The organism is Aeromonas sp. MTB (assembly GCF_056632455.1).
In genome coordinates, this window is record NZ_CP147026.1 from 558726 (window position 1) to 576532 (window position 17807).

Consider the following 17807-nt stretch of genomic DNA (forward strand, 5'->3'; position numbering starts at 1 on the left):
TTTCCTGTAGTGAAAGCGGATGGAAAACGAGAGTGGTCATGTTAACACAGGCCTCCCCTTTCCGGCGCGGGGCTGAGTCGGCCCCGCCTTTGGTGTAAGCTGGGGCCAGCACATGAAACGAGAAGGAGACGAGATGGATCGGGTGCCCGGTGAAGTGATTTATGCCCTGACCCTGGATGGCAAGGGTGGCATGGCGCCGCTGACGGCGGGAAGCGAAGTCCCGGCGGCGCATCCCGGCTGGCTGCATCTGGATTACGGCAATCCCGATTCGGCGCGCTGGCTGTTGCAGACCCCCTTGCTCAGCGAGGCGGCCAGGGAGTCGCTGCTCGGCCAGAGCAATCGTCCCAAGCTGGTGCGGATGGGGGAGACGGTGCTGCTGATCCTGCGTGGCATCAACCACAACAAGGATCACAGGCCCGAAGAGATGGTGGCGCTGCGCATCTTCATCACCCCGGATCTCATTATCAGCAGCCGTCGTCGTCCGCTGCTCTCCGAGCAGGATGTGTTCAACCAGCTCAAACTGGGTGGTGGCGCCGATACCCCGGCCGACTGGCTGGTGGAGATCTGCGATGCCCTGACCGATCGGGCGGGGGAGTTTGTCGAGGAGCTGCACGACAAGATCCTCGATCTGGAGGAGATGGTGCTGATGCGCGACATGCCCGCCAATGGCCGCTTGGCGCTGATCCGCAAGCAGCTCATCATGATCCGTCGTTACCTCTCCCCCCAGCGGGATCTGGTGGCGCGCCTTGCCAACGAGAAGATCAGCTGGCTGGATGAGGATGACCGCCGTCGTCTGCTCGATATCGCCGATCGGCTGCGGCGCTGGCTCGATGACCTCGATGCCGGGGTGGCGCGCACCGCTGTGCTGGCAGACGAGATCAACAATCTGATGGCGGAGGCGACCAACCACCGCGCCTACCAGATGTCGGTGATGGCGCTGCTCTTTTTACCTGCCAGCTTCCTGACCGGCCTGTTTGGCATCAACCTCGGCGGTATCCCCGGGGCCGAGAATCCGACCGCCTTCTGGGTCTTCTGCGGTTCGCTGGTGGCGCTGGCCAGCGGGCTGGCTATCTGGCTCAAACATCGGCGCTGGTGGTAAGGAGGCATAACCCATGTGGCAATCAATTGGCCTGACCCTGCTGCTGTTGCTGGGGCATACCCTGATCCGGCGGCTGATTCACAAGAGCCTGCTGGCGCTCGGTCAGAGCAGGCAGGTGAGCGAGAACCGGGTGCTCTACGTGGCCCATGTATTCCACTTCCTGCTCGGTTGCGCCACCTTGCTGGTGCTGGCCGGGGTGTGGGGGCTCGACTTCTCCCGACTGGTAGTGCTCGCCTCCTCCTTCTTTGCGGTACTGGGGGTCGCCATGGTCGCCCAGTGGTCGATCCTCTCCAACATCACCGCCAGCATCACCATCTTCTTTGCCTTCCCCTACAAGATTGGCGACCGGATCCGCATCCTCGACAAGGATGATTCGGTCACCGGCGTCATCACCGAGATCGGTCTCTTCTATGTGCGAGTGCGTGATGACAACGGCGATCTGGTCACCTATCCGGCCAACCTGATCCTGCAAAAGCCGGTCAGGAAGCTGGAGGGCAAGGTGGCGGAACCGCTGCAACCGGAATAGAAAGCAACCGGAATAACAAAAGGCTCCCTCGGGAGCCTTTTTAGTGTGCGGTGGGTGGCGCTAGCGTTCGAAGAAGCGGTAGAGGTGCTCCACCTGAACCGGGCAGTCGGCCACTTGATGCAGATGTTCGCGGGCCTGCTCGACGGTGCCGAAACTGACCGGACAGCCGAGGGTGTCGGTCAGCTCGTAGAGGGCGCCATCCTTGCCTCTGAATTCGATGAGCCAGCCGGGAATAGCCACATCGTGGAGTATTTCAGCCTCTTGCAGGATCTGTTGCTGATAGAGCTTACGAAGTTCACTGACTGTCATGATGCTCTCCTGTGGGGAATATCCACTCCCAGTCTATGCCTGCCCTTTATATGCGGCAACGGGATCATCCCCGCAGGACCTCCCATGCCCAGCGGATACGGATAAAGGTCTCTGCATTGCCGCCCCGATCCGGATGGTGCTGCAGTGCCAGCTCCCGCCAGCGGCGGCGGATCGCCTCCTGGCTCGCCCCTTCATTCAACTCGAACAGAGCCAGCGCCTCGGCTTTGTGCTCCTCACCGTCGTAAGCGCGCCAGAAGCGGTTGAGCAGGGCCTCAACTTCGGCACGATCGGTCTGCCAGAACACCTGCCAGTCGAGATAGTAGCTACGCAGATTTTCGCCAAGGGCAAAGCCGTGGTTGGCCTCCGAGCTCCCGACCAGCGGTTCGAGCCGGATATCCAGGGTGCTGATCACCAGCCACCATCCTTCTTGCCAGAGTTCGGCCTGCAACTGGTAAAGGGCGTTCATGATCAGGAAGTTGACCCGAAACAGCTGCAACTGCTCATCGTCGGCCAGTACCGGAATTGCCCCCTGCTGGCGCAGAGCAGCCATCAGTTCATGCACCTTGTAGCTGCCCGCCGCCTGTTGCAATAGCACCAGCAGAGGGGCGATCAGCGGATTATGGTTGGCTTCGTTCATTCAGCGCCCTGCTCTCTGGGCGGCTGCAGGGCGATCAGCAGCTCACCCGCCTGCGGGGTGACGGGGCCGGTAACGATCTGGGGCTTGCCCTTGCCATCCATGATGAACAGCGGGATGGCGCCGGGATTGGCGGTCTGATACTGGGCCCAGTCGAACGCCTCGCTCAGGCGGGTCGCCTTGATCTGGCCACCCCGGCTCAGCAGGCCGCTCAAGCGGGCATAGTTGATATCGGGCCCAAACAGGTTCTGGCGAGCGCGAAAGGTGGCGCTCTCCCGGTTAGCCTTGCCGTGCTGCTCGCTGGATCGCAGGGAGTAGACCTGCTCCTCGCCGTAGAGGTGGGCAAAGTGCAGTACCCCGAGGGCGTTGTTGTGGCGATTGGGGGAGAGCGCCAGCACGGTACTGATGCTGGTAAGCGGCAGGTGCAGCTCGGCATGTTCCGACTGGGGGTTGCCGAAATAGCAGGGGAGGTTGCTCATCCGCGCCTGTTTGCAGAACTCCCAGGCGGGATCGCAGAGCTGTACCGGCACCCCCTGATCCGCCAGCGCCCGGCCTATGGCCCGCGCCACCGAGTTGGCCCCTATGATGAGCCAGGTGTTGGGGGCGCTCTGGCGCATCTTGAGCAGGCTTGCCAGCGGTGCCGAGGTGAGGCTCTGCAACACCACGGTGGAGATGATCACCGCAAATACCAGCGGCACCAGCTTGTCGGCATCGGGGATCTCGGCCTGATGCAGGCTGATGGCAAACGAGGCGCTGACCGCCGCCGCGACTATGCCCCGCGGGGCGATCCAGCTCAGCAGGGCGCGAGCTCGCCAGGGGAGATCCGAGCCCCAGGTCGAGACCAGAATACAGAGCGGGCGCGCCACGAACTGCACCACGCAGAGCAGCGCCAGCACCATGGGGCCGAGTTGCCAGAGCTGGGCCAGATCGAGGCGGGCCGCCAGCAGGATAAACAGGCTGGAGATAAGGATCACCGCGAGATCCTCCTTGAACGCCAGCACCTCCTCCAGATCCAGCCCCTCCTGATTGGCGAGCCAGATGCCGAACACGGTCACCGCCAGCAGGCCGGACTCGTGGCTGAGCCAGTTGGAGAGGCTGAAGGTGACCAGCACCAGCGCCAGCACGCCGAATTTGTGCAGGCTGACCGGTAGCCAGTCCTTGCGAATGAGCAGGGTGGTGAGCCAGCCTGCCGCCACCCCGATCAGGGAACCGACCAGCACTGTCTTGCCCAGCGCCAGCAGGGTATGGCTGATGAGATCCCCCTGACTGCCGAGGCGTACCGCCTCGAATACCAGCACCGCAAACAGGGCGCCGATAGGGTCGATGACGATCCCCTCCCAGCGCAGGATGCGGTCCACCTCCCGGGTGGGGCGGATCACGTTGAGCATGGGGGCGATCACCGTTGGGCCCGTTACCACCAGTACAGCGCCGAGCATGGTGGCGACCCGCCAGTCCAGCCCCAGCAGGAAGTAACCGGCGCTGCCGATGACGGCGAAACTGACCAGCATGCCGGTGGAGCAGAGATTGCGCACCACCTTGCCGATCCCCTTGAGCTCGGCCAGATGGAGGGTCAGTGCCCCCTCGAACAGGATGATGGCTACCGACAGGGAGACCAGCGGAAACAGCAGATCCCCGAGCAGGGCATCGGGGTCGAGCAGGCCGCTGACCGGACCCAGAGTCAGGCCGGTGAGCAGCAGAAACAGGATGGCGGGCACCCGCAGCGACCAGGCGAGCCATTGGGCCAGCACGGAGACCAGGGCGATCCCGGCCAGAGAGAGGGCAATCATGCAGACCTCGATTCAGGCAGTGAGTATGGAGCTAGTGTAGTGGCTAAGTTGGTCAGATTGACACCTGAAGTAGCGTGCATCATGGCCGGGATGGGGAGATGTGCGACAGTCGGCGTCATGGTGGCTGGCGGTGGTGTGAAGGGCGCCAGCCAGACGCCAACCGTGGTGATGGGGTGGCCTCGGGGCTGGATTAGATGGGGCTCTCCTTGTGGAGCTCGCCGACACAGTCGGCCAGCGCCAGTACCAGTGCGGAGCGCACCATCTGATCGAGCCGGTTGAGCTGCATCTGGTAGAAGGCCCAATCCTCTTCGCTGGCGGGGGGCTCCAGCTTCATCATGCCGCCCTGATTGACCCCGTGCAGGCGGTCGAGCAGATCGCGGATCGGCTTGTCGCTGAAGCGGTAATCCTTGGGGTCGCGCACCAGAAAGTCGCGGATCTTGATATAGGCTTCGATATCCTGATAGCGCTCGAGTGAGATGAGGCCGAGGGCGAAGATGAGCTTGAGGCGCACCTCCAGCTGGCCGAGGGGGCCGCTCTGGTTGAGCAGGGGTTCGATGGCGTATTTGACGGCATACTCCTCCTGACGGAACGCGCGTCGCATCAGGGAGTCGACCGCCTCTTCCAGGATGGTCACGGCTTCGAGAAAGAAGCCGCGGGGGCCATCCTGCTCGTTCAGTCGTTCCAGTACTTCATCTTCCTGGTGTGTGGTCATAGGTGCATTGGGTCCAGCTGACAGGGAGAGAGTGGGCCTCTCTCCCGGTTTCTATCATATGGGGCACATTCCCTTGCCATTCAAGCGGTTGGCGCGCTATCAGTGGTGGCTGAATGCGCCGCAAGCAGGGTCATTACAGGGTTTCGTAACGGGCGACGATGGCGCTAACCACTTCGCTCTCTTCATCCAGTCCGGTGACGCGGGCCAACGCTTTGGCCGTGCCAAGCTCCGCCAGCAGCTGTTGCAGCTCGACCGCCTGCGGATCATCGGCATTGCGATAGTGGAGCGCCGCGGCGATCCCCTCCTGCAACTGCTCGTTGGGCAGGCCGTACTCCAGGGTGCCCAGCAGCGGTTTCACCAGTCGATCCCCCGCCGCCAGTTTGCGCAGTGGCTGACGGCCGACCCGGTCAATCTCGTCCACCAGATAGGGGTTGGCGAAGCGGGCCAGGATCTTCTCGATATAGGCGGCGTGCAGGCGCGGGTCGAAACCGTAGCGTTTTACCAGCACGGCACCGCTCTCCTCCATGGCGCGGCGCACCTTGCTGCGGATCACCGGATCCTCGATCGCCTCGCGCACTGTGCGGTAGCCCCGCAACTTGCCGAGATAGGCGGTGACGATGTGGCCGGTGTTGAGGGTGAACAGCTTGCGCTCGACGAAGGCCATCAGATTGTCGGTGGGCTCCATGCCCGCCACCTGTGGCAGCTCCCCCTTGAACTGGGTCTGGTCGACGATCCACTCGCTGAAGCTCTCTACCGTCACTTCCAGCGGATCATCGTTGGCAGCCGCGGCGGGCGGCACGATGCGATCCACCGCCGAGTCGACGAAGCCGATACAGGATTCGAGCGTGGCATGATACGCGACCGGCAGGTACTTGAGTACCTCCCGCTTGAGGTGGCTGGTGCCGCGTACCATGTTTTCACAGGCGATGACGTTCAGCGGTGTCAGGTTGCCGGCATCGAAGCGAGCTTGCAGCCCCTTGGCCAGGGTGCTGGCAATCTTGTCCAGAATGTTGGGGCCCACTGCCGTGGTGACCAGATCGGCAGTGATGATACGGGCGATCACCTCGTGACCGGCGGAGCTCACCGCCGCCACGTTGCGCACCACGTCCAGCTTCTGATCCGCACCCACCACATGGACCTTGTACTCCTGACGGTGGTTGAGCTGGTCGATTAGGGTGTCGTTGACGTCGGCGAAGGTGACCTGATGGCTGGCATCCGCCAGCACTTTACCGATAAAGCCGCGACCGATGTTACCAGCACCAAAATGCAATGTTTTCATGATATTAACCTCTTGAACCAAAGACGATGAAAGATGATTAGGCAGCCTGTTCGGCACCCAGCAGATCCAGGAAGGCCTGGGGATCCGTGGTGCTGGCCAGCCGGTCGATGAGACCGGGTTCATCCAGTGCATTGGTCAGGCGGGTTATCACCTGCATGTGTTCGTCGTTGCGGGCGGCGATACCGATCACCAGCCGTGCTACCTCATCGGCAGCCTCGCCAAAGGCGACCCCGGCCGGGTACTGGCAGATGACGATGCCGGTACGCTTCACAAACTCCTTGGCGGCGATGGTGCCGTGGGGCACGGCGATGGATTCGCCGAGGTAGGTGGAGACCAGCTGTTCGCGCTCCAGCATGGCGTTGACGTAGTCGGGGGCCACGTAGCCGCGTTCCGCCAGCAGTCGGCCTGCGGTCAGGATGGCGGCCTCCTTGTTGTCCGCTTTCAGTCCCAGATGCACGTCATGACGGCTCAGGGTGAACACTTCGGCCGCTTGCGGTTCGTAGCTGTCGTCGTTGGCGGCCACCAGCAGCTGCGGGTTGGCGACATCGTCGTTGGCGGCTTGAGTCAGACTCTGTACCAGCTCCTGATAGAGGCCATTGTCGAGGAAGTTGGTTAGTGAAATATGGTGGGCATGCGGCGCATGGCGACGGGCCCGCTCGGTCAAATCCTTGTGGGTGATAACCCAGTCCACCTGATCGTCGAGCTGATCGATGGCGCGGTTGGTGACGCTGATATCGAGGCCAGCGGCCTGTACCCGCTTGCGCAGCATGCCGGCGCCCATGGCGCTGGAACCCATGCCCGCATCGCAGGCAACCACGATATTGCGCACCGCCATCAGTTCACCGCCCGGCTTCTTGGCCGCTGCGGTTTCGGGCTTGCCGCCCTTCATGGCTTTCATCTTGCGGGTGGCTTCACCGAGGGCATCGGCCTCGTCAGCTTCCGGCTGCTGGGCGCGGACGAACACGGCGGCGACCAGGAAGGAGACCAGAGTCGCGCTGATGATGGAGAGGGCGACCCCGATCAGGGAGGCTTTCGGCGTCATCAACAGCACGGCGAAGATGGAGCCCGGTGAGGCAGGGGAGACCAGACCGGCGTTGAACAGGGTCAGGGTAAAGACCCCGGTCATGCCACCGGCGATCACCGCCAGAATGAGGCGCGGGTTCATCAGCACGTACGGGAAGTAGATCTCGTGAATGCCGCCGAAGAAGTGAATGATAGAGGCGCCAGCCGCGGACTGCTTGGCCGCACCACGACCGAACACCATGTAGGCCAGCAGCACACCCATGCCCGGGCCCGGGTTCGCTTCAATCAGGAAGAAGATGGAGCTGCCGTGCTCGGTCGCCTGCTGGATCCCCAGCGGCGAGAAGATGCCGTGGTTGATGGCGTTGTTGAGGAACAGGATCTTGGCCGGTTCGACGAAGATGGAGGTGAGCGGCAGCATGTGGTTTTCCACCAGGAAGCCGACGCCACCGGCCAGCAGGCCGGAGAGCACCTTGACGAAGGGGCCAATCACGAAGAAAGCGAGGATCGCCAGCAGCATGCCGATAAGCCCGGCGGAGAAGTTGTTGACCAGCATCTCGAAGCCGCTCTTGACGCGACCGTCCATCGCCTTGTCGAAGCGCTTGATGGCCCAGCCACCGAGCGGGCCGACCATCATGGCGCCCATGAACATGGGGATGTCGGTGCCCACGATGACGCCCATGGTGGTGATGGCACCTACCACGCCGCCGCGCTCACCGCCCATCAGTTTGCCGCCGGTGTAGCCAATCAGCAGCGGCAGCAGATAGGTGATCATGGGGCCGACCAGCTTGGCCAAGGTTTCATTGGGCAGCCAGCCGGTGGGGATGAAGAGGGCGGTAATAAAGCCCCAGGCGATAAAGGCGCCTATGTTGGGCATGACCATATTGGACAGGAAGCGTCCAAAATTCTGTATCTTGACTTTGGTATCCGGTGATAACATGTCGGGACCCCGTTTTAAGCCTGTTTGATTAAAAGTGGTAGTCGGGATGGCCGGTTTTGCCGAACCGCCATCCCGGTCGTCTAAGCAACTTCAATCTACCAGCTTGCGATCAAATTAGGCTGAAAACGGGGTGTCTTGTGATCCACCTCTCAGATACCCCGTCATACCCCCTCCAGAACCAGTGACCTGCGTCACATTCACATGCTGTAATTCGGCTACATTTCGATCTTTTCTGTTTTTAATGACCATTTTTTGTGATTGATATCACCAATCCAGTTTTAACGTTCCTTCATGTAAAGGTGATTTACATCACAAATTCAGTTTTTGTATTCGAATGGGACAAATCACTCAGTCACTCATCAGCGGGTAGTGACGATGGATCTATCGAAACACTTCATTGCTTACCAATGAATCAATAAATTTGTAACCCGCTTTCAGTTTTTACGGTTGGTGATGAGGTCTCTTTTGCTGCTTGTTAATGGGAATGGGCGCCAACATGCAGGATGCTATCGAGCTGCAGTGTTCGGGGCGCTTGTTTTCCGCGCAGGCCAGATTGCAGATAAAAACAAACCGCCAGCAGGCGGTTTGTCGTTTTTTGCGATCTGGCCCCTGTCGGGGCTGCGGCTTAGTAGAAGCCGGCATCCTCGGGGGAGGGGCGGGTCTTGAAGCGGCGATGGAGCCACATGTACTGCTCCGGCGCCTTGCGCACGGCGGCTTCAATCTCTCGGTTGGCGCGGGCGGCATCGACCATGTCATCCCCGCTGGGGTAGTCGGCGAGCGGCGCGCCGATATGCAGGGTGTAACCCTCGTTGGTGCGGATGTTGTAGCAGGGCAGGGTGACGGTGTTCTTCACCCTCGCCAGGGTGGCGGTGCCGGTGATGGTGGCCGCCTGCTCTACCGCGAAGTAGGGCACGAACACGCTGGCGTGGCTGCCGTAGTCGTGATCCGGTGCATACCAGAGGGCGTCGCCGTTGCGCAGCGCCTTGATCATCCCCTTCACATCCATCCGGTCTACCAGATATTTGTTGGAGGCACAGCGCCCGTGGTACTGGGCATACTCCAGCACCGGATTGGTGTTGGGGCGATAGACCCCCACGCCGGGGCGCACCAGCCCGAAACAGCGGGCGTTGAGTTCCAGCGTCAGGAAGTGGCAGGAGAGCAGCAGCATGCCCTGACCTTTTTCCATGGCGGCGATGACGTGCTCTTCCCCTTCCACCTTCATCAGGTTGCGCATCCGCCAGTCTGGCCAGAACCAGGCGATCCCCACCTCGAACACGGCGCAGCCCACGCTCTCGAAGTTGGCCTTGAGCAGTTTCTCCCGCTCATCCCGGGTCAGCTCGGGCATCGCCAGCTCCAGATTGCGACGTGCAATCTTGACCCGGGACTTCAATATCCTGGCGGCGAGACGACCGAGCTGACGGCCCAGCCACATCTGGCTACGCCACGGCAGCAGGGTCAGCAGCCAGAGCAGGCCGAGGCCGAACCAGCTGGCCCAGTAACGGGGATGAAACAGGCGGGGCTCCAGGCGGGGAGCGTTGTCATGGGCCATGGCTAATCTCTTGTTCGCAAACACAATCGGGGGATTCTAGCCGAAAAGGGGGGCGGGGGCGAATGGCTGTGTGCTGGTCAGAGGGGTAACCCGCGTCCGGTTAGCGTGACAGCGGCGGCAACTGCAGTCGGCTTTTTCTACACCGGATAAAAGAGTGTGATAAAATCGCCCGCTGATTTTTCAGGTTTTGAGAGTCGATACAGATGAAGATCACCCTGCCCGATTTTGAAAAAGCCCGCGTTCTGGTCGTTGGCGATGTCATGTTGGACCGTTACTGGCATGGCCCTACCGGTCGGATCTCCCCCGAGGCGCCGGTGCCCGTGGTCAAGGTTGAACACATTGAGGAACGTCCCGGTGGCGCGGCCAACGTGGCCCTCAACTCCGCCGCCCTTGGCGCTCACGCCGTGCTGCTTGGCCTGACCGGTCAGGATGAAGCGGCCGATGCCCTGGCCGGTCAGATGGCTGGCGTCAAGGTGGCCTGTGATTTCGTTCGTCTGGCCGACTTCCCGACTATCACCAAGCTGCGGGTGCTGTCCCGCAACCAGCAGCTGCTGCGTCTGGACTTTGAAGAGCCCTTCCACTCCGTCGATGCCACCCTGCTGATGAGCAAGGTGGAGCAGGCGCTGCCGAATAGTGACGTGATGATCCTTTCCGACTATGGCAAGGGTGCTCTCAACGACGTGCCCGGCATGATCCAGCGCGCCCGTGCCGCCGGTATTCCGGTGTTGGTCGACCCCAAGGGGACCGACTTCGAGAAGTACCGCGGTGCCACCCTGCTGACCCCCAACATGTCCGAGTTCGAGGCCGTGGTGGGCAAGGTGAAGAGCGAAGAGGAGCTGGTCGCCAAGGGACTGGAGCTGGTCAAGCGCTTCGAGCTGGATGCCCTGCTGGTCACCCGTTCCGAAAACGGCATGACCCTGATCCGCGAAGGCCAGCCGGAGCTGCATCTGCCGGCTCAGGCCCACGAGGTTTACGATGTGACCGGTGCCGGTGATACCGTCATCTCCACCCTGGCCACCTCGCTGGCGGCAGGCAAGAGCCTGGACGAAGCCTGTGCGCTGGCCAATACCGCTGCCGGTATCGTGGTCGGCAAGCTGGGCACCTCTACCGTCAGTCCGGTCGAGCTGGCCAACGCCCTCTATACCGAACAAGAGACCGGTTTCGGTGTCATGTCCGAAGCCCAGCTGAAAGTGGCGGTTCGTGCCGCCCGTCTGCGTGGCGAGAAGGTAGTGATGACCAATGGCTGCTTCGACATTTTGCACGCCGGCCACGTCTCCTATCTGGCCAACGCTGGCAAGCTGGGGGATCGCCTGATCGTGGCGGTCAACACCGACGAGTCGGTTCGCCGTCTGAAAGGGCCGGGTCGTCCGGTCAACCCGACCGAGCGTCGCATGGCCGTACTGGCTGCGCTGGGCGCGGTGGATTGGGTGGTGCCGTTCGGTGAAGATACCCCGCAGCGCCTGATCGCCGAGATCCTGCCCGACCTGCTGGTCAAGGGCGGTGACTACAAGCCGGAAGATATTGCCGGTTACGCCGAAGTAACTGCCAATGGCGGCGAAGTGCGCGTCCTCAACTTCGAAGATGGCTGCTCCACCAGCGACATCATCAAGACGATTCGCGAGCGCGGCTAACGCGCTGCGGGCCCCGCAATCAGGCGGGGCTCACTATCGGCGGTAGCAAGCCGACGGAAATACGGATAACAAAAAGGCGACCACAAGGTCGCCTTTTTCATTCCCGATATCGGCTATCAGGCTTTGGTCTTGGCTTTTGCGGTAGCAGGCATCAGACCCTGGTTCACTTCCACCAGGTCCTGCGCTTCCAGCACGCCAGCAGCCTGTTTCAGGCTGAGGATATTGAGGATGTAGTTGTAGCGGGCTTCGGAGAGCTTCTGCTTCGCCTCGTACAACTTGCGGGTGGAGTCCAGCACGTCGACGATGGTACGGGTGCCCACCTCGTAACCGGCTTCGGTCGCCTTCAGGGCGCTGTCGGCGGAGACCACGGACTGGCTGTAGGCGCGCACCGAGCCGATGCTGGCGTTCACGTTGTTGTAGGAGGAGCGCACCGTGCTCTGCACCGAGCGGAAGTTCTTCTCCAGCAGCTCGCTGGCGGCCACGTAGTTGAATTGTGCCTGCTTCACTTGCGACGTGGTGGCACCGCCGCTGTAGATGGGCAGCTTGAAGGTCAGACCGATATTGGCCTGATTGTCATTGCCGCCCGGAATGCTATCCAGTTTGTAATCGGTATTGCTGGTTTGCAGACCGGCGCCCAGATCCAGGGTCGGCTCATGACCGGTCTTGGCCAGATCGATCTGCTCCTTGGCGATATCCTTGGTGATGCGGGCACTGTGCAGTTGCAGGTTCTTGTCCAGCGCCAGCTCCAGCCACTTGTCGGAGCCAAAGGCGGTCTTCTGCGGGCTGAAACGATCGGTGTTCAGCACATCCAGATTGCGGTGATCGATACCGGTCAGCTCGCGCAGGGCTTCATAGCTGTTGGCCAGCTCGTTCTCGGCGTTGATCTCGTCGGCCAGCGCCTGGTCGCGGGAAGCCTCGGCTTCATGGACGTCGGTGATGGCGGTCAGGCCCACTTCGAAACGCTGCTGGGTTTGCTCCAATTGACGCTCAACTGCCACCTTGTTGGCACGGACGAATTCCAGGGTATCCATCGCCTTGAGCACATTGAAATAGGCGGTGGCGCTGCGCACCATCAGGTTCTGCACTTCGAGGTTGTAGGCGACGTCGGACTGGGTGGCGCCTTTCTCGGTCAGGTCCAGATTGACCCAGTTACTGCGACGGTAGATGGATTGATCCAGCGAAAGAGAACCGGAGGCTTTGTTGTTGCTCTGGGTGTCATTTTTGTTTTGCAGGTAGTTCAGACCGGCACCCAGATTGATTTGCGGCAAGAGCGCAGCACGGGATTCGTTGATCTTCTCGAAGGCCTGGTCACGAACGGCTTTGGACTGCAGCAACTGCGGGTCTTTGATCTGGGCTTGCTGGTAGATGTCGAGCAGGTTTTCGGCATGGGCACCGGCACTGACGCCCAGCAACACCATGACGGACAAGAGTGTTCTTTTCATAGATCGTTTTAACCTTATGTAGTAACCCAAACTGGTTGCTGGAGAGGGCAAATATTGTCACCGACCAAGCTTGATTGCAGCTTAATCACTCTACTATAAGCAAAATTTAATGCTAAGAGTCTCAGGTCCGGTGACGGGAACGTCAAGAACCGGACGCAGTTTTCTCCCCGCGCGCCTAGCCAAATGGTCTGTGGCTGCTAAAATCCACCCCTCATTGCCATGGTACGCCGAGTGAATGAACGTTCATTCATGTTCCTCGGATTTTATGGTCAAACTGATACAAGTCAAGCTGACGGGAGTCCCGGATGTCGCAGCAACCCTTGCCGCAAGATCGGCATTACGCCGCCGATGATGTGAAAATCATTGAAAAATCAGCTGGATATAACGGCTTCTTCAAGGTGAATGTCTATCGTCTGCAGCATCGGTTATTTGCAGGCGGTTGGAATCAGCCCATTGTGCGCGAGCTGTTCGAGCGGGGCCATGCTGCCGCGCTGCTGCCCTATGATCCGGTGCGCGACCAGATCGTGCTGGTGGAGCAGTTCCGTATCGGCGCCATGGAGACCTGCCCGACCCCCTGGCTGCTGGAGCTGGTGGCCGGCATTATCGACGAAGGTGAAACCGCCGAGGCGGTGGTGCGCCGCGAAGCGGTGGAAGAGGCCGGGATCGAGGTGGCCCGCTGCGAGCACGCCATCAGCTATCTGGTGAGCCCGGGTGGCAGCACCGAGCGGATCGAGGTCTATGTGGGCGAGGTAGATGCCAGCAAGGCCGAAGGGCTGCACGGGCTGGCCGATGAGGGCGAAGATATCCGGGTCCACGTGGTGAGCCGCGAGCAGGCCTACGCCTGGCTCAAAGAGGGGCGCATCGACAATGCGGCCTCGGTCATCGCCCTGCAGTGGCTGGCTCTCAACCACGGCGAGCTGCGCGCCCGCTGGCTGGCGGATCGCTGAGGTGGCGCTGACCCTGCAACAGAGCAGGCGCTATGTGCCGGATTTGATGTCTTTGCAGAGAACCTGCGAGGTCAACTACATGGCATTGATGAAACTGCTGCCGCCAGATGGGGAAGTCGGGGCCGAGCGCCGCTATCGGGTCGGTAACGATCTGCAGTTCCAGCTCACCATCATTGGCGAGAGTCGCTTCACCAGTCAGGTGATCCTGAGCCAGCACAACCCCGAATTGCCCGAATATCTGCAGGCTCAAATCGAGATTCGTTTGTACCATGATGTGCGGATGGCGGAAGTGTGTGCAGCGCAACAGATTTCCCGTTTGCAACCACGTTATGATTATCCCAATAAAAAGATGCACCAGCGGGACGAAAAGGAGCAGGTAAATCTGTTTCTGGCCGAATGGCTAAAATTTTGTCTCAGACATGGTACCAGCCCGATCAATATCTCCAGTTGAACATATAAAAAGAAGCGTGATTTTGGAAACAGAGCTCCCCCAGGCGCAGGACGGCAGTGTGCGCCTGTTGCAAATTACCGATACCCACCTCTTCGCGAGTGCCGAAGGGCGGCTGTTGGCTGTGCGCACCGCAGAGAGTCTGGCCGCCGTGCTGGAACAGGTGCAGGCCAACGAACACCCCTATGAGGTGATTCTGGCGACCGGCGATCTGTCGCAGGATCACAGCCCGGAATCCTATCAGCGTTTTGCCTCCATGATGGCGCCCCTGGGTCGCCCCATCTACTGGCTGCCCGGCAATCACGATGACAGCCCGCTGATGACCGAATATCTCCATGCCGCCGGGATCAGCGAATCCAAGCAGCTGGTGGGCGACCACTGGCAGGTGATCCTGCTCGACACCCAGGTGCGCGGCAAACCCCACGGTATGATCGGCGATCACCAGCTGGCCGCCCTCGATCGCGCCCTGCGCCAATATCCCGATCGCCACGCCCTGATTACCCTGCACCATCAGGCGGTGCCGGTGGGCTGCGCCTGGCTGGATCAGCACAATCTCAAGAATGCCGATGACCTGTTTGCCGTGCTGGCCCGTCATCCACAGCAGAAGACCATCCTGTTCGGCCATGTTCATCAGGAGTTTGACGAGGTACACCGCGGGGTGCGGCTGATTGCCAGCCCCTCTACCTGCATCCAGTTCAAACCGCTCTGTGATGGCTTTGCACTGGATGAATCCGGCCCGGGCTGGCGCTATCTCACCCTCTATCCGGATGGGCGGGTGGCCAGCGAGGTGTGGCGCCTGCCGGTGGGGCAGTTTGTGCCCGACCCCGATGCCACCGGTTATTGAGGAGGATTACGTGAAGTCGGTTCTCCTTTATCTGCACGGTTTCAACTCCTCACCAGGCTCCGCCAAGGCGCAGCAGATGGCTGCCTGGGTGGCCGCCAACCGGCCCGACATCGAGGTGATCATTCCGGCCCAGCCCAATACGCCAGCGGCGGCTTGGGCCGCTATCGAACAGACCATTGCCGATCTGCAGAGTCGTTATGGTAGTGAATTCAAGCTCGGTGCCGTGGGCAGCTCCCTCGGCGGCTTTATGGCGACCCGGGTCAGCGAGCAGTACGGCTGCCGCGCGGCGCTGATCAATCCGGCGGTGCGCCCGCACGAGCTGCTCTGCGACTACCTCGGCCCCCAGACCAACCCCTATAGCGGGGAGCAGTTCGAACTGCTGCCTGAGCATATGGACGAGCTGCGGGCGCTGGCGGTGCCGGTGACGGCGCCGGAGCGACTCTGGATCCTGCAACAGCAGGGAGATGAGGTGCTCGACTATCGCAAGGCGCTGGATGAATACCGCTTTGCCCGTCTCTCGCTGGAGTGCGGCGGCGACCACGCCTTCGTGGCATTCGAACGCTATCCCGCCCAGATCATCCACTTCCTCGGGTTATAAAAGGGCGGTCTCGCCCTGCTTGTCCTTCTCCAGATCAAGCTTTCGGCGCGGGGCGTTTGTCCTGCCCCCGCCTAGCAGTTAAGATTCCCTCCAAACGTCAATTCGCAAGGCCCTCCATGTCTACTCAATACAATGCGGATGCCATTGAGGTCCTCAATGGCCTTGAACCGGTGCGTCGCCGCCCCGGCATGTATACCGACACCACCCGGCCCAATCACCTCGGCCAGGAGGTCATCGACAACAGCGTCGACGAGGCGCTGGCGGGTCACGCCCGTACCCTGGAGGTGACCCTGTATGAAGATCAGTCCCTCGAGGTGATCGACGACGGCCGCGGTATGCCGGTCGATATCCACCCGGAAGAGGGGGTCAGCGGGGTGGAGCTGATCCTCTGCAAGCTGCACGCGGGCGGCAAATTCTCCAACAAGAACTACCAGTTCTCCGGCGGTCTGCACGGGGTGGGTATTTCGGTGGTGAATGCCCTTTCCGATCGGGTCGAGGTGACGGTACGTCGCGACGGTCAGGTCTATGACATCGCCTTCGAGCGTGGCGAGAAGGTGCAGGAGCTGACCATCACCGGCACTTGCGGCCGTCGCAACACCGGCACCCGGGTGCGCTTCTGGCCGCAGGCGAGCTACTTCGATTCGCCCAAGTTCTCGGTCACCAAGCTGGAGCACCTGCTCAAAGCCAAGGCCGTGCTCTGCCCCGGCCTCACCATCAAGTTCCTCGACAAGAACACCGGCATCAAGCTGGAGTGGTGCTACGAAGATGGCCTCAAGGATTATCTGGTCGACGCGGTCAAGCAGTTCACCTGCCTGCCGGAGCAGCCTTTTATCGGCTCGTTCAGCTCCGAACAATCGGCGGTGGACTGGGCGCTCTGCTGGTTGCCGGAAGGGGGCGAATGCCTCGCCGAATCCTATGTGAACCTCATTCCCACCGCGCAGGGCGGTACTCACGTCAACGGCCTGCGTCAGGGCCTGCTCGACGCCATGCGCGAGTTCTGCGAGTTCCGCAACCTGTTGCCGCGCGGGGTCAAGCTGACCCCGGAAGATATCTGGGATCGCTGCGCCTATATCCTCTCCATCAAGATGCAGGATCCGCAGTTTGCCGGCCAAACCAAGGAGCGGCTCTCCTCCCGCCAGAGCTCGGCGTTCGTCTCCGGCGTGGTGAAGGATGCCTTCAGCCTCTATCTGAACAGCAATACCGAGCTGGCGGAGCAGATCGCCGAGATCTGCATCTCCAGCGCCCAGCGCCGGATGCGCGCCGCCAAGACGGTGGTGCGCAAGAAGATTACCCAAGGCCCGGCGCTGCCCGGCAAGCTGACTGACTGTAACTGCGCCGACCCCATGCAGGGGGAGCTGTTCCTGGTGGAGGGTGACTCTGCGGGTGGCAGCGCCAAGCAGGCGCGGGATCGCGAGTTTCAGGCGATCATGCCGCTGCGCGGCAAGATCCTGAACACCTGGGAGGTGGAGGCCGGTCAGGTGCTCGCCTCGCAGGAGGTGCACGACATCTCGGTCGCTATCGGGCTCGATCCCGACTCAGAGGATCTCAGCGGCCTGCGCTACGGCAAGGTGTGCATCCTCGCGGATGCGGACTCGGACGGTCTGCACATCGCCACCCTGCTCTGCGCCCTGTTCGTGAAGCACTTCCGCGCGCTGGTCAATCAGGGCCACGTCTATGTCGCCATGCCGCCCCTCTACCGGATCGATATCGGTAAAGAGGTCTACTACGCCCTCGACGAGGACGAGAAGAACGGCGTGCTGCAGCGGGTCGAGGCCGAGAAGAAGAAAGGCAAGGTGATGGTGACCCGATTCAAGGGTCTGGGTGAGATGAACCCGAAACAGCTGCGGGAAACCACCATGGATCCCAACACTCGCCGTCTGGTGCAGCTCACCATGGGGCCTGAGGCCGAAGGGGATGAGACCCTGCAGCTGATGGACATGCTGCTGGCCAAGAAGCGGGCGAGCGATCGCCGCGAATGGCTCGAAGAGAAGGGCAACCTCGCCATCATTTAAGCCGTCGGTCACCTGCCGACCCGCATTTCA

Annotated in this window: 16 protein-coding genes; 8 read left to right on the forward strand and 8 right to left on the reverse strand. The window is 61.2% G+C overall.

The window, feature by feature from the left end; translation table 11 throughout:
• Positions 1-133: 133 nt before the first annotated feature.
• Together zntB and WBR25_RS02645 are read left to right on the forward strand one after the other, a co-directional pair.
• Positions 134-1099, forward strand: a complete 966-nt coding sequence (zntB, locus tag WBR25_RS02640) for a zinc transporter ZntB (RefSeq protein ID WP_479749855.1) — start codon at positions 134-136, stop codon at positions 1097-1099.
• 13 nt (positions 1100-1112) lie between these two features.
• Entirely contained in the window at positions 1113-1625 is a 513-nt protein-coding gene (locus WBR25_RS02645) for a mechanosensitive ion channel domain-containing protein (protein ID WP_005354921.1), read from the forward strand.
• Positions 1626-1685: 60 nt separating this feature from the next.
• Here WBR25_RS02645 and WBR25_RS02650 read toward each other — a convergent pair whose 3' ends face one another.
• From WBR25_RS02650 to lpxL, 7 genes are all read right to left on the reverse strand, one after another.
• On the reverse strand, positions 1686-1934 hold the full coding sequence (locus WBR25_RS02650; protein WP_005363113.1) for a hypothetical protein: 249 nt from the start codon (positions 1932-1934) through the stop codon (positions 1686-1688).
• 64 nt (positions 1935-1998) lie between these two features.
• The gene (locus tag WBR25_RS02655; protein WP_479749363.1) at positions 1999-2571 is read right to left on the reverse strand and encodes a DNA-J related domain-containing protein; all 573 of its coding nucleotides are present in this window, start codon (positions 2569-2571) and stop codon (positions 1999-2001) included.
• A complete protein-coding gene (locus WBR25_RS02660; RefSeq protein ID WP_479749364.1) occupies positions 2568-4355 on the reverse strand; it encodes a cation:proton antiporter in 1788 nt (595 codons plus the stop codon). The genes WBR25_RS02655 and WBR25_RS02660 overlap by 4 nt, the downstream gene beginning before the upstream one ends.
• A 190-nt stretch (positions 4356-4545) precedes the next feature.
• Positions 4546-5067: an MltR family transcriptional regulator gene (locus tag WBR25_RS02665; RefSeq protein ID WP_005335907.1), complete on the reverse strand. Its 522-nt coding sequence runs from the start codon at positions 5065-5067 to the stop codon at positions 4546-4548.
• A gap of 133 nt (positions 5068-5200) precedes the next feature.
• On the reverse strand, positions 5201-6346 hold the full coding sequence (locus WBR25_RS02670) for a mannitol-1-phosphate 5-dehydrogenase (RefSeq protein WP_479749365.1): 1146 nt from the start codon (positions 6344-6346) through the stop codon (positions 5201-5203).
• A gap of 37 nt (positions 6347-6383) precedes the next feature.
• Complete coding sequence (locus WBR25_RS02675) at positions 6384-8306, reverse strand: PTS mannitol transporter subunit IICBA (protein ID WP_421263367.1); 1923 nt, start codon at positions 8304-8306, stop codon at positions 6384-6386.
• A gap of 625 nt (positions 8307-8931) precedes the next feature.
• On the reverse strand, positions 8932-9855 hold the full coding sequence (lpxL, locus tag WBR25_RS02680; protein WP_100652699.1) for an LpxL/LpxP family Kdo(2)-lipid IV(A) lauroyl/palmitoleoyl acyltransferase: 924 nt from the start codon (positions 9853-9855) through the stop codon (positions 8932-8934).
• A gap of 203 nt (positions 9856-10058) precedes the next feature.
• On the opposite strand from lpxL, the gene hldE reads away from it, so the two are divergent.
• Positions 10059-11486: a bifunctional D-glycero-beta-D-manno-heptose-7-phosphate kinase/D-glycero-beta-D-manno-heptose 1-phosphate adenylyltransferase HldE gene (hldE, locus tag WBR25_RS02685; RefSeq protein ID WP_182938309.1), complete on the forward strand. Its 1428-nt coding sequence runs from the start codon at positions 10059-10061 to the stop codon at positions 11484-11486.
• Between the two features lie 116 nt (positions 11487-11602).
• Here the strand turns inward: hldE and tolC are convergent, their stop codons facing one another.
• Positions 11603-12928 (reverse strand): outer membrane channel protein TolC, encoded by a 1326-nt coding sequence (tolC, locus tag WBR25_RS02690; RefSeq protein ID WP_479749366.1) that lies wholly within the window; start codon positions 12926-12928, stop codon positions 11603-11605.
• Positions 12929-13233: 305 nt separating this feature from the next.
• Here tolC and nudF point away from each other — a divergent pair, with 305 nt between their 5' ends.
• The 5 genes from nudF (at position 13234) to parE (ending at position 17777) form a co-directional block, all read left to right on the forward strand.
• Entirely contained in the window at positions 13234-13875 is a 642-nt protein-coding gene (gene nudF, locus WBR25_RS02695) for an ADP-ribose diphosphatase (RefSeq protein ID WP_033135754.1), read from the forward strand.
• A gap of 46 nt (positions 13876-13921) precedes the next feature.
• Entirely contained in the window at positions 13922-14326 is a 405-nt protein-coding gene (locus WBR25_RS02700) for a DUF1249 domain-containing protein (RefSeq protein ID WP_050514255.1), read from the forward strand.
• Between the two features lie 22 nt (positions 14327-14348).
• The gene (gene cpdA / locus WBR25_RS02705) at positions 14349-15167 is read left to right on the forward strand and encodes a 3',5'-cyclic-AMP phosphodiesterase (RefSeq protein ID WP_042656609.1); all 819 of its coding nucleotides are present in this window, start codon (positions 14349-14351) and stop codon (positions 15165-15167) included.
• 10 nt (positions 15168-15177) lie between these two features.
• The gene (locus tag WBR25_RS02710) at positions 15178-15765 is read left to right on the forward strand and encodes a YqiA/YcfP family alpha/beta fold hydrolase (RefSeq protein WP_479749367.1); all 588 of its coding nucleotides are present in this window, start codon (positions 15178-15180) and stop codon (positions 15763-15765) included.
• Positions 15766-15881: 116 nt separating this feature from the next.
• Positions 15882-17777 carry a DNA topoisomerase IV subunit B gene (gene parE, locus WBR25_RS02715; RefSeq protein WP_044800865.1) on the forward strand — a complete coding sequence of 632 codons (1896 nt, stop codon included), beginning with the start codon at positions 15882-15884 and terminating at the stop codon, positions 17775-17777.
• The last annotated feature ends 30 nt before the right edge of the window (positions 17778-17807 follow it).

What these genes read in the sequence shown, in the direction of transcription:
- zntB (WP_479749855.1), top strand. Translation starts at nt 134, where the DNA reads ATGGATCGGGTGCCCGGTGAAGTGATTTATGCCCTGACCCTGGATGGC.
- WBR25_RS02645 (WP_005354921.1), top strand. Translation starts at nt 1,113, where the DNA reads ATGTGGCAATCAATTGGCCTGACCCTGCTGCTGTTGCTGGGGCATACC.
- WBR25_RS02650 (WP_005363113.1), bottom strand. Translation starts at nt 1,934, where the DNA reads ATGACAGTCAGTGAACTTCGTAAGCTCTATCAGCAACAGATCCTGCAA.
- WBR25_RS02655 (WP_479749363.1), bottom strand. Translation starts at nt 2,571, where the DNA reads ATGAACGAAGCCAACCATAATCCGCTGATCGCCCCTCTGCTGGTGCTA.
- WBR25_RS02660 (WP_479749364.1), bottom strand. Translation starts at nt 4,355, where the DNA reads ATGATTGCCCTCTCTCTGGCCGGGATCGCCCTGGTCTCCGTGCTGGCC.
- WBR25_RS02665 (WP_005335907.1), bottom strand. Translation starts at nt 5,067, where the DNA reads ATGACCACACACCAGGAAGATGAAGTACTGGAACGACTGAACGAGCAG.
- WBR25_RS02670 (WP_479749365.1), bottom strand. Translation starts at nt 6,346, where the DNA reads ATGAAAACATTGCATTTTGGTGCTGGTAACATCGGTCGCGGCTTTATC.
- WBR25_RS02675 (WP_421263367.1), bottom strand. Translation starts at nt 8,306, where the DNA reads ATGTTATCACCGGATACCAAAGTCAAGATACAGAATTTTGGACGCTTC.
- lpxL (WP_100652699.1), bottom strand. Translation starts at nt 9,855, where the DNA reads ATGGCCCATGACAACGCTCCCCGCCTGGAGCCCCGCCTGTTTCATCCC.
- hldE (WP_182938309.1), top strand. Translation starts at nt 10,059, where the DNA reads ATGAAGATCACCCTGCCCGATTTTGAAAAAGCCCGCGTTCTGGTCGTT.
- tolC (WP_479749366.1), bottom strand. Translation starts at nt 12,928, where the DNA reads ATGAAAAGAACACTCTTGTCCGTCATGGTGTTGCTGGGCGTCAGTGCC.
- nudF (WP_033135754.1), top strand. Translation starts at nt 13,234, where the DNA reads ATGTCGCAGCAACCCTTGCCGCAAGATCGGCATTACGCCGCCGATGAT.
- WBR25_RS02700 (WP_050514255.1), top strand. Translation starts at nt 13,922, where the DNA reads ATGTCTTTGCAGAGAACCTGCGAGGTCAACTACATGGCATTGATGAAA.
- parE (WP_044800865.1), top strand. Translation starts at nt 15,882, where the DNA reads ATGTCTACTCAATACAATGCGGATGCCATTGAGGTCCTCAATGGCCTT.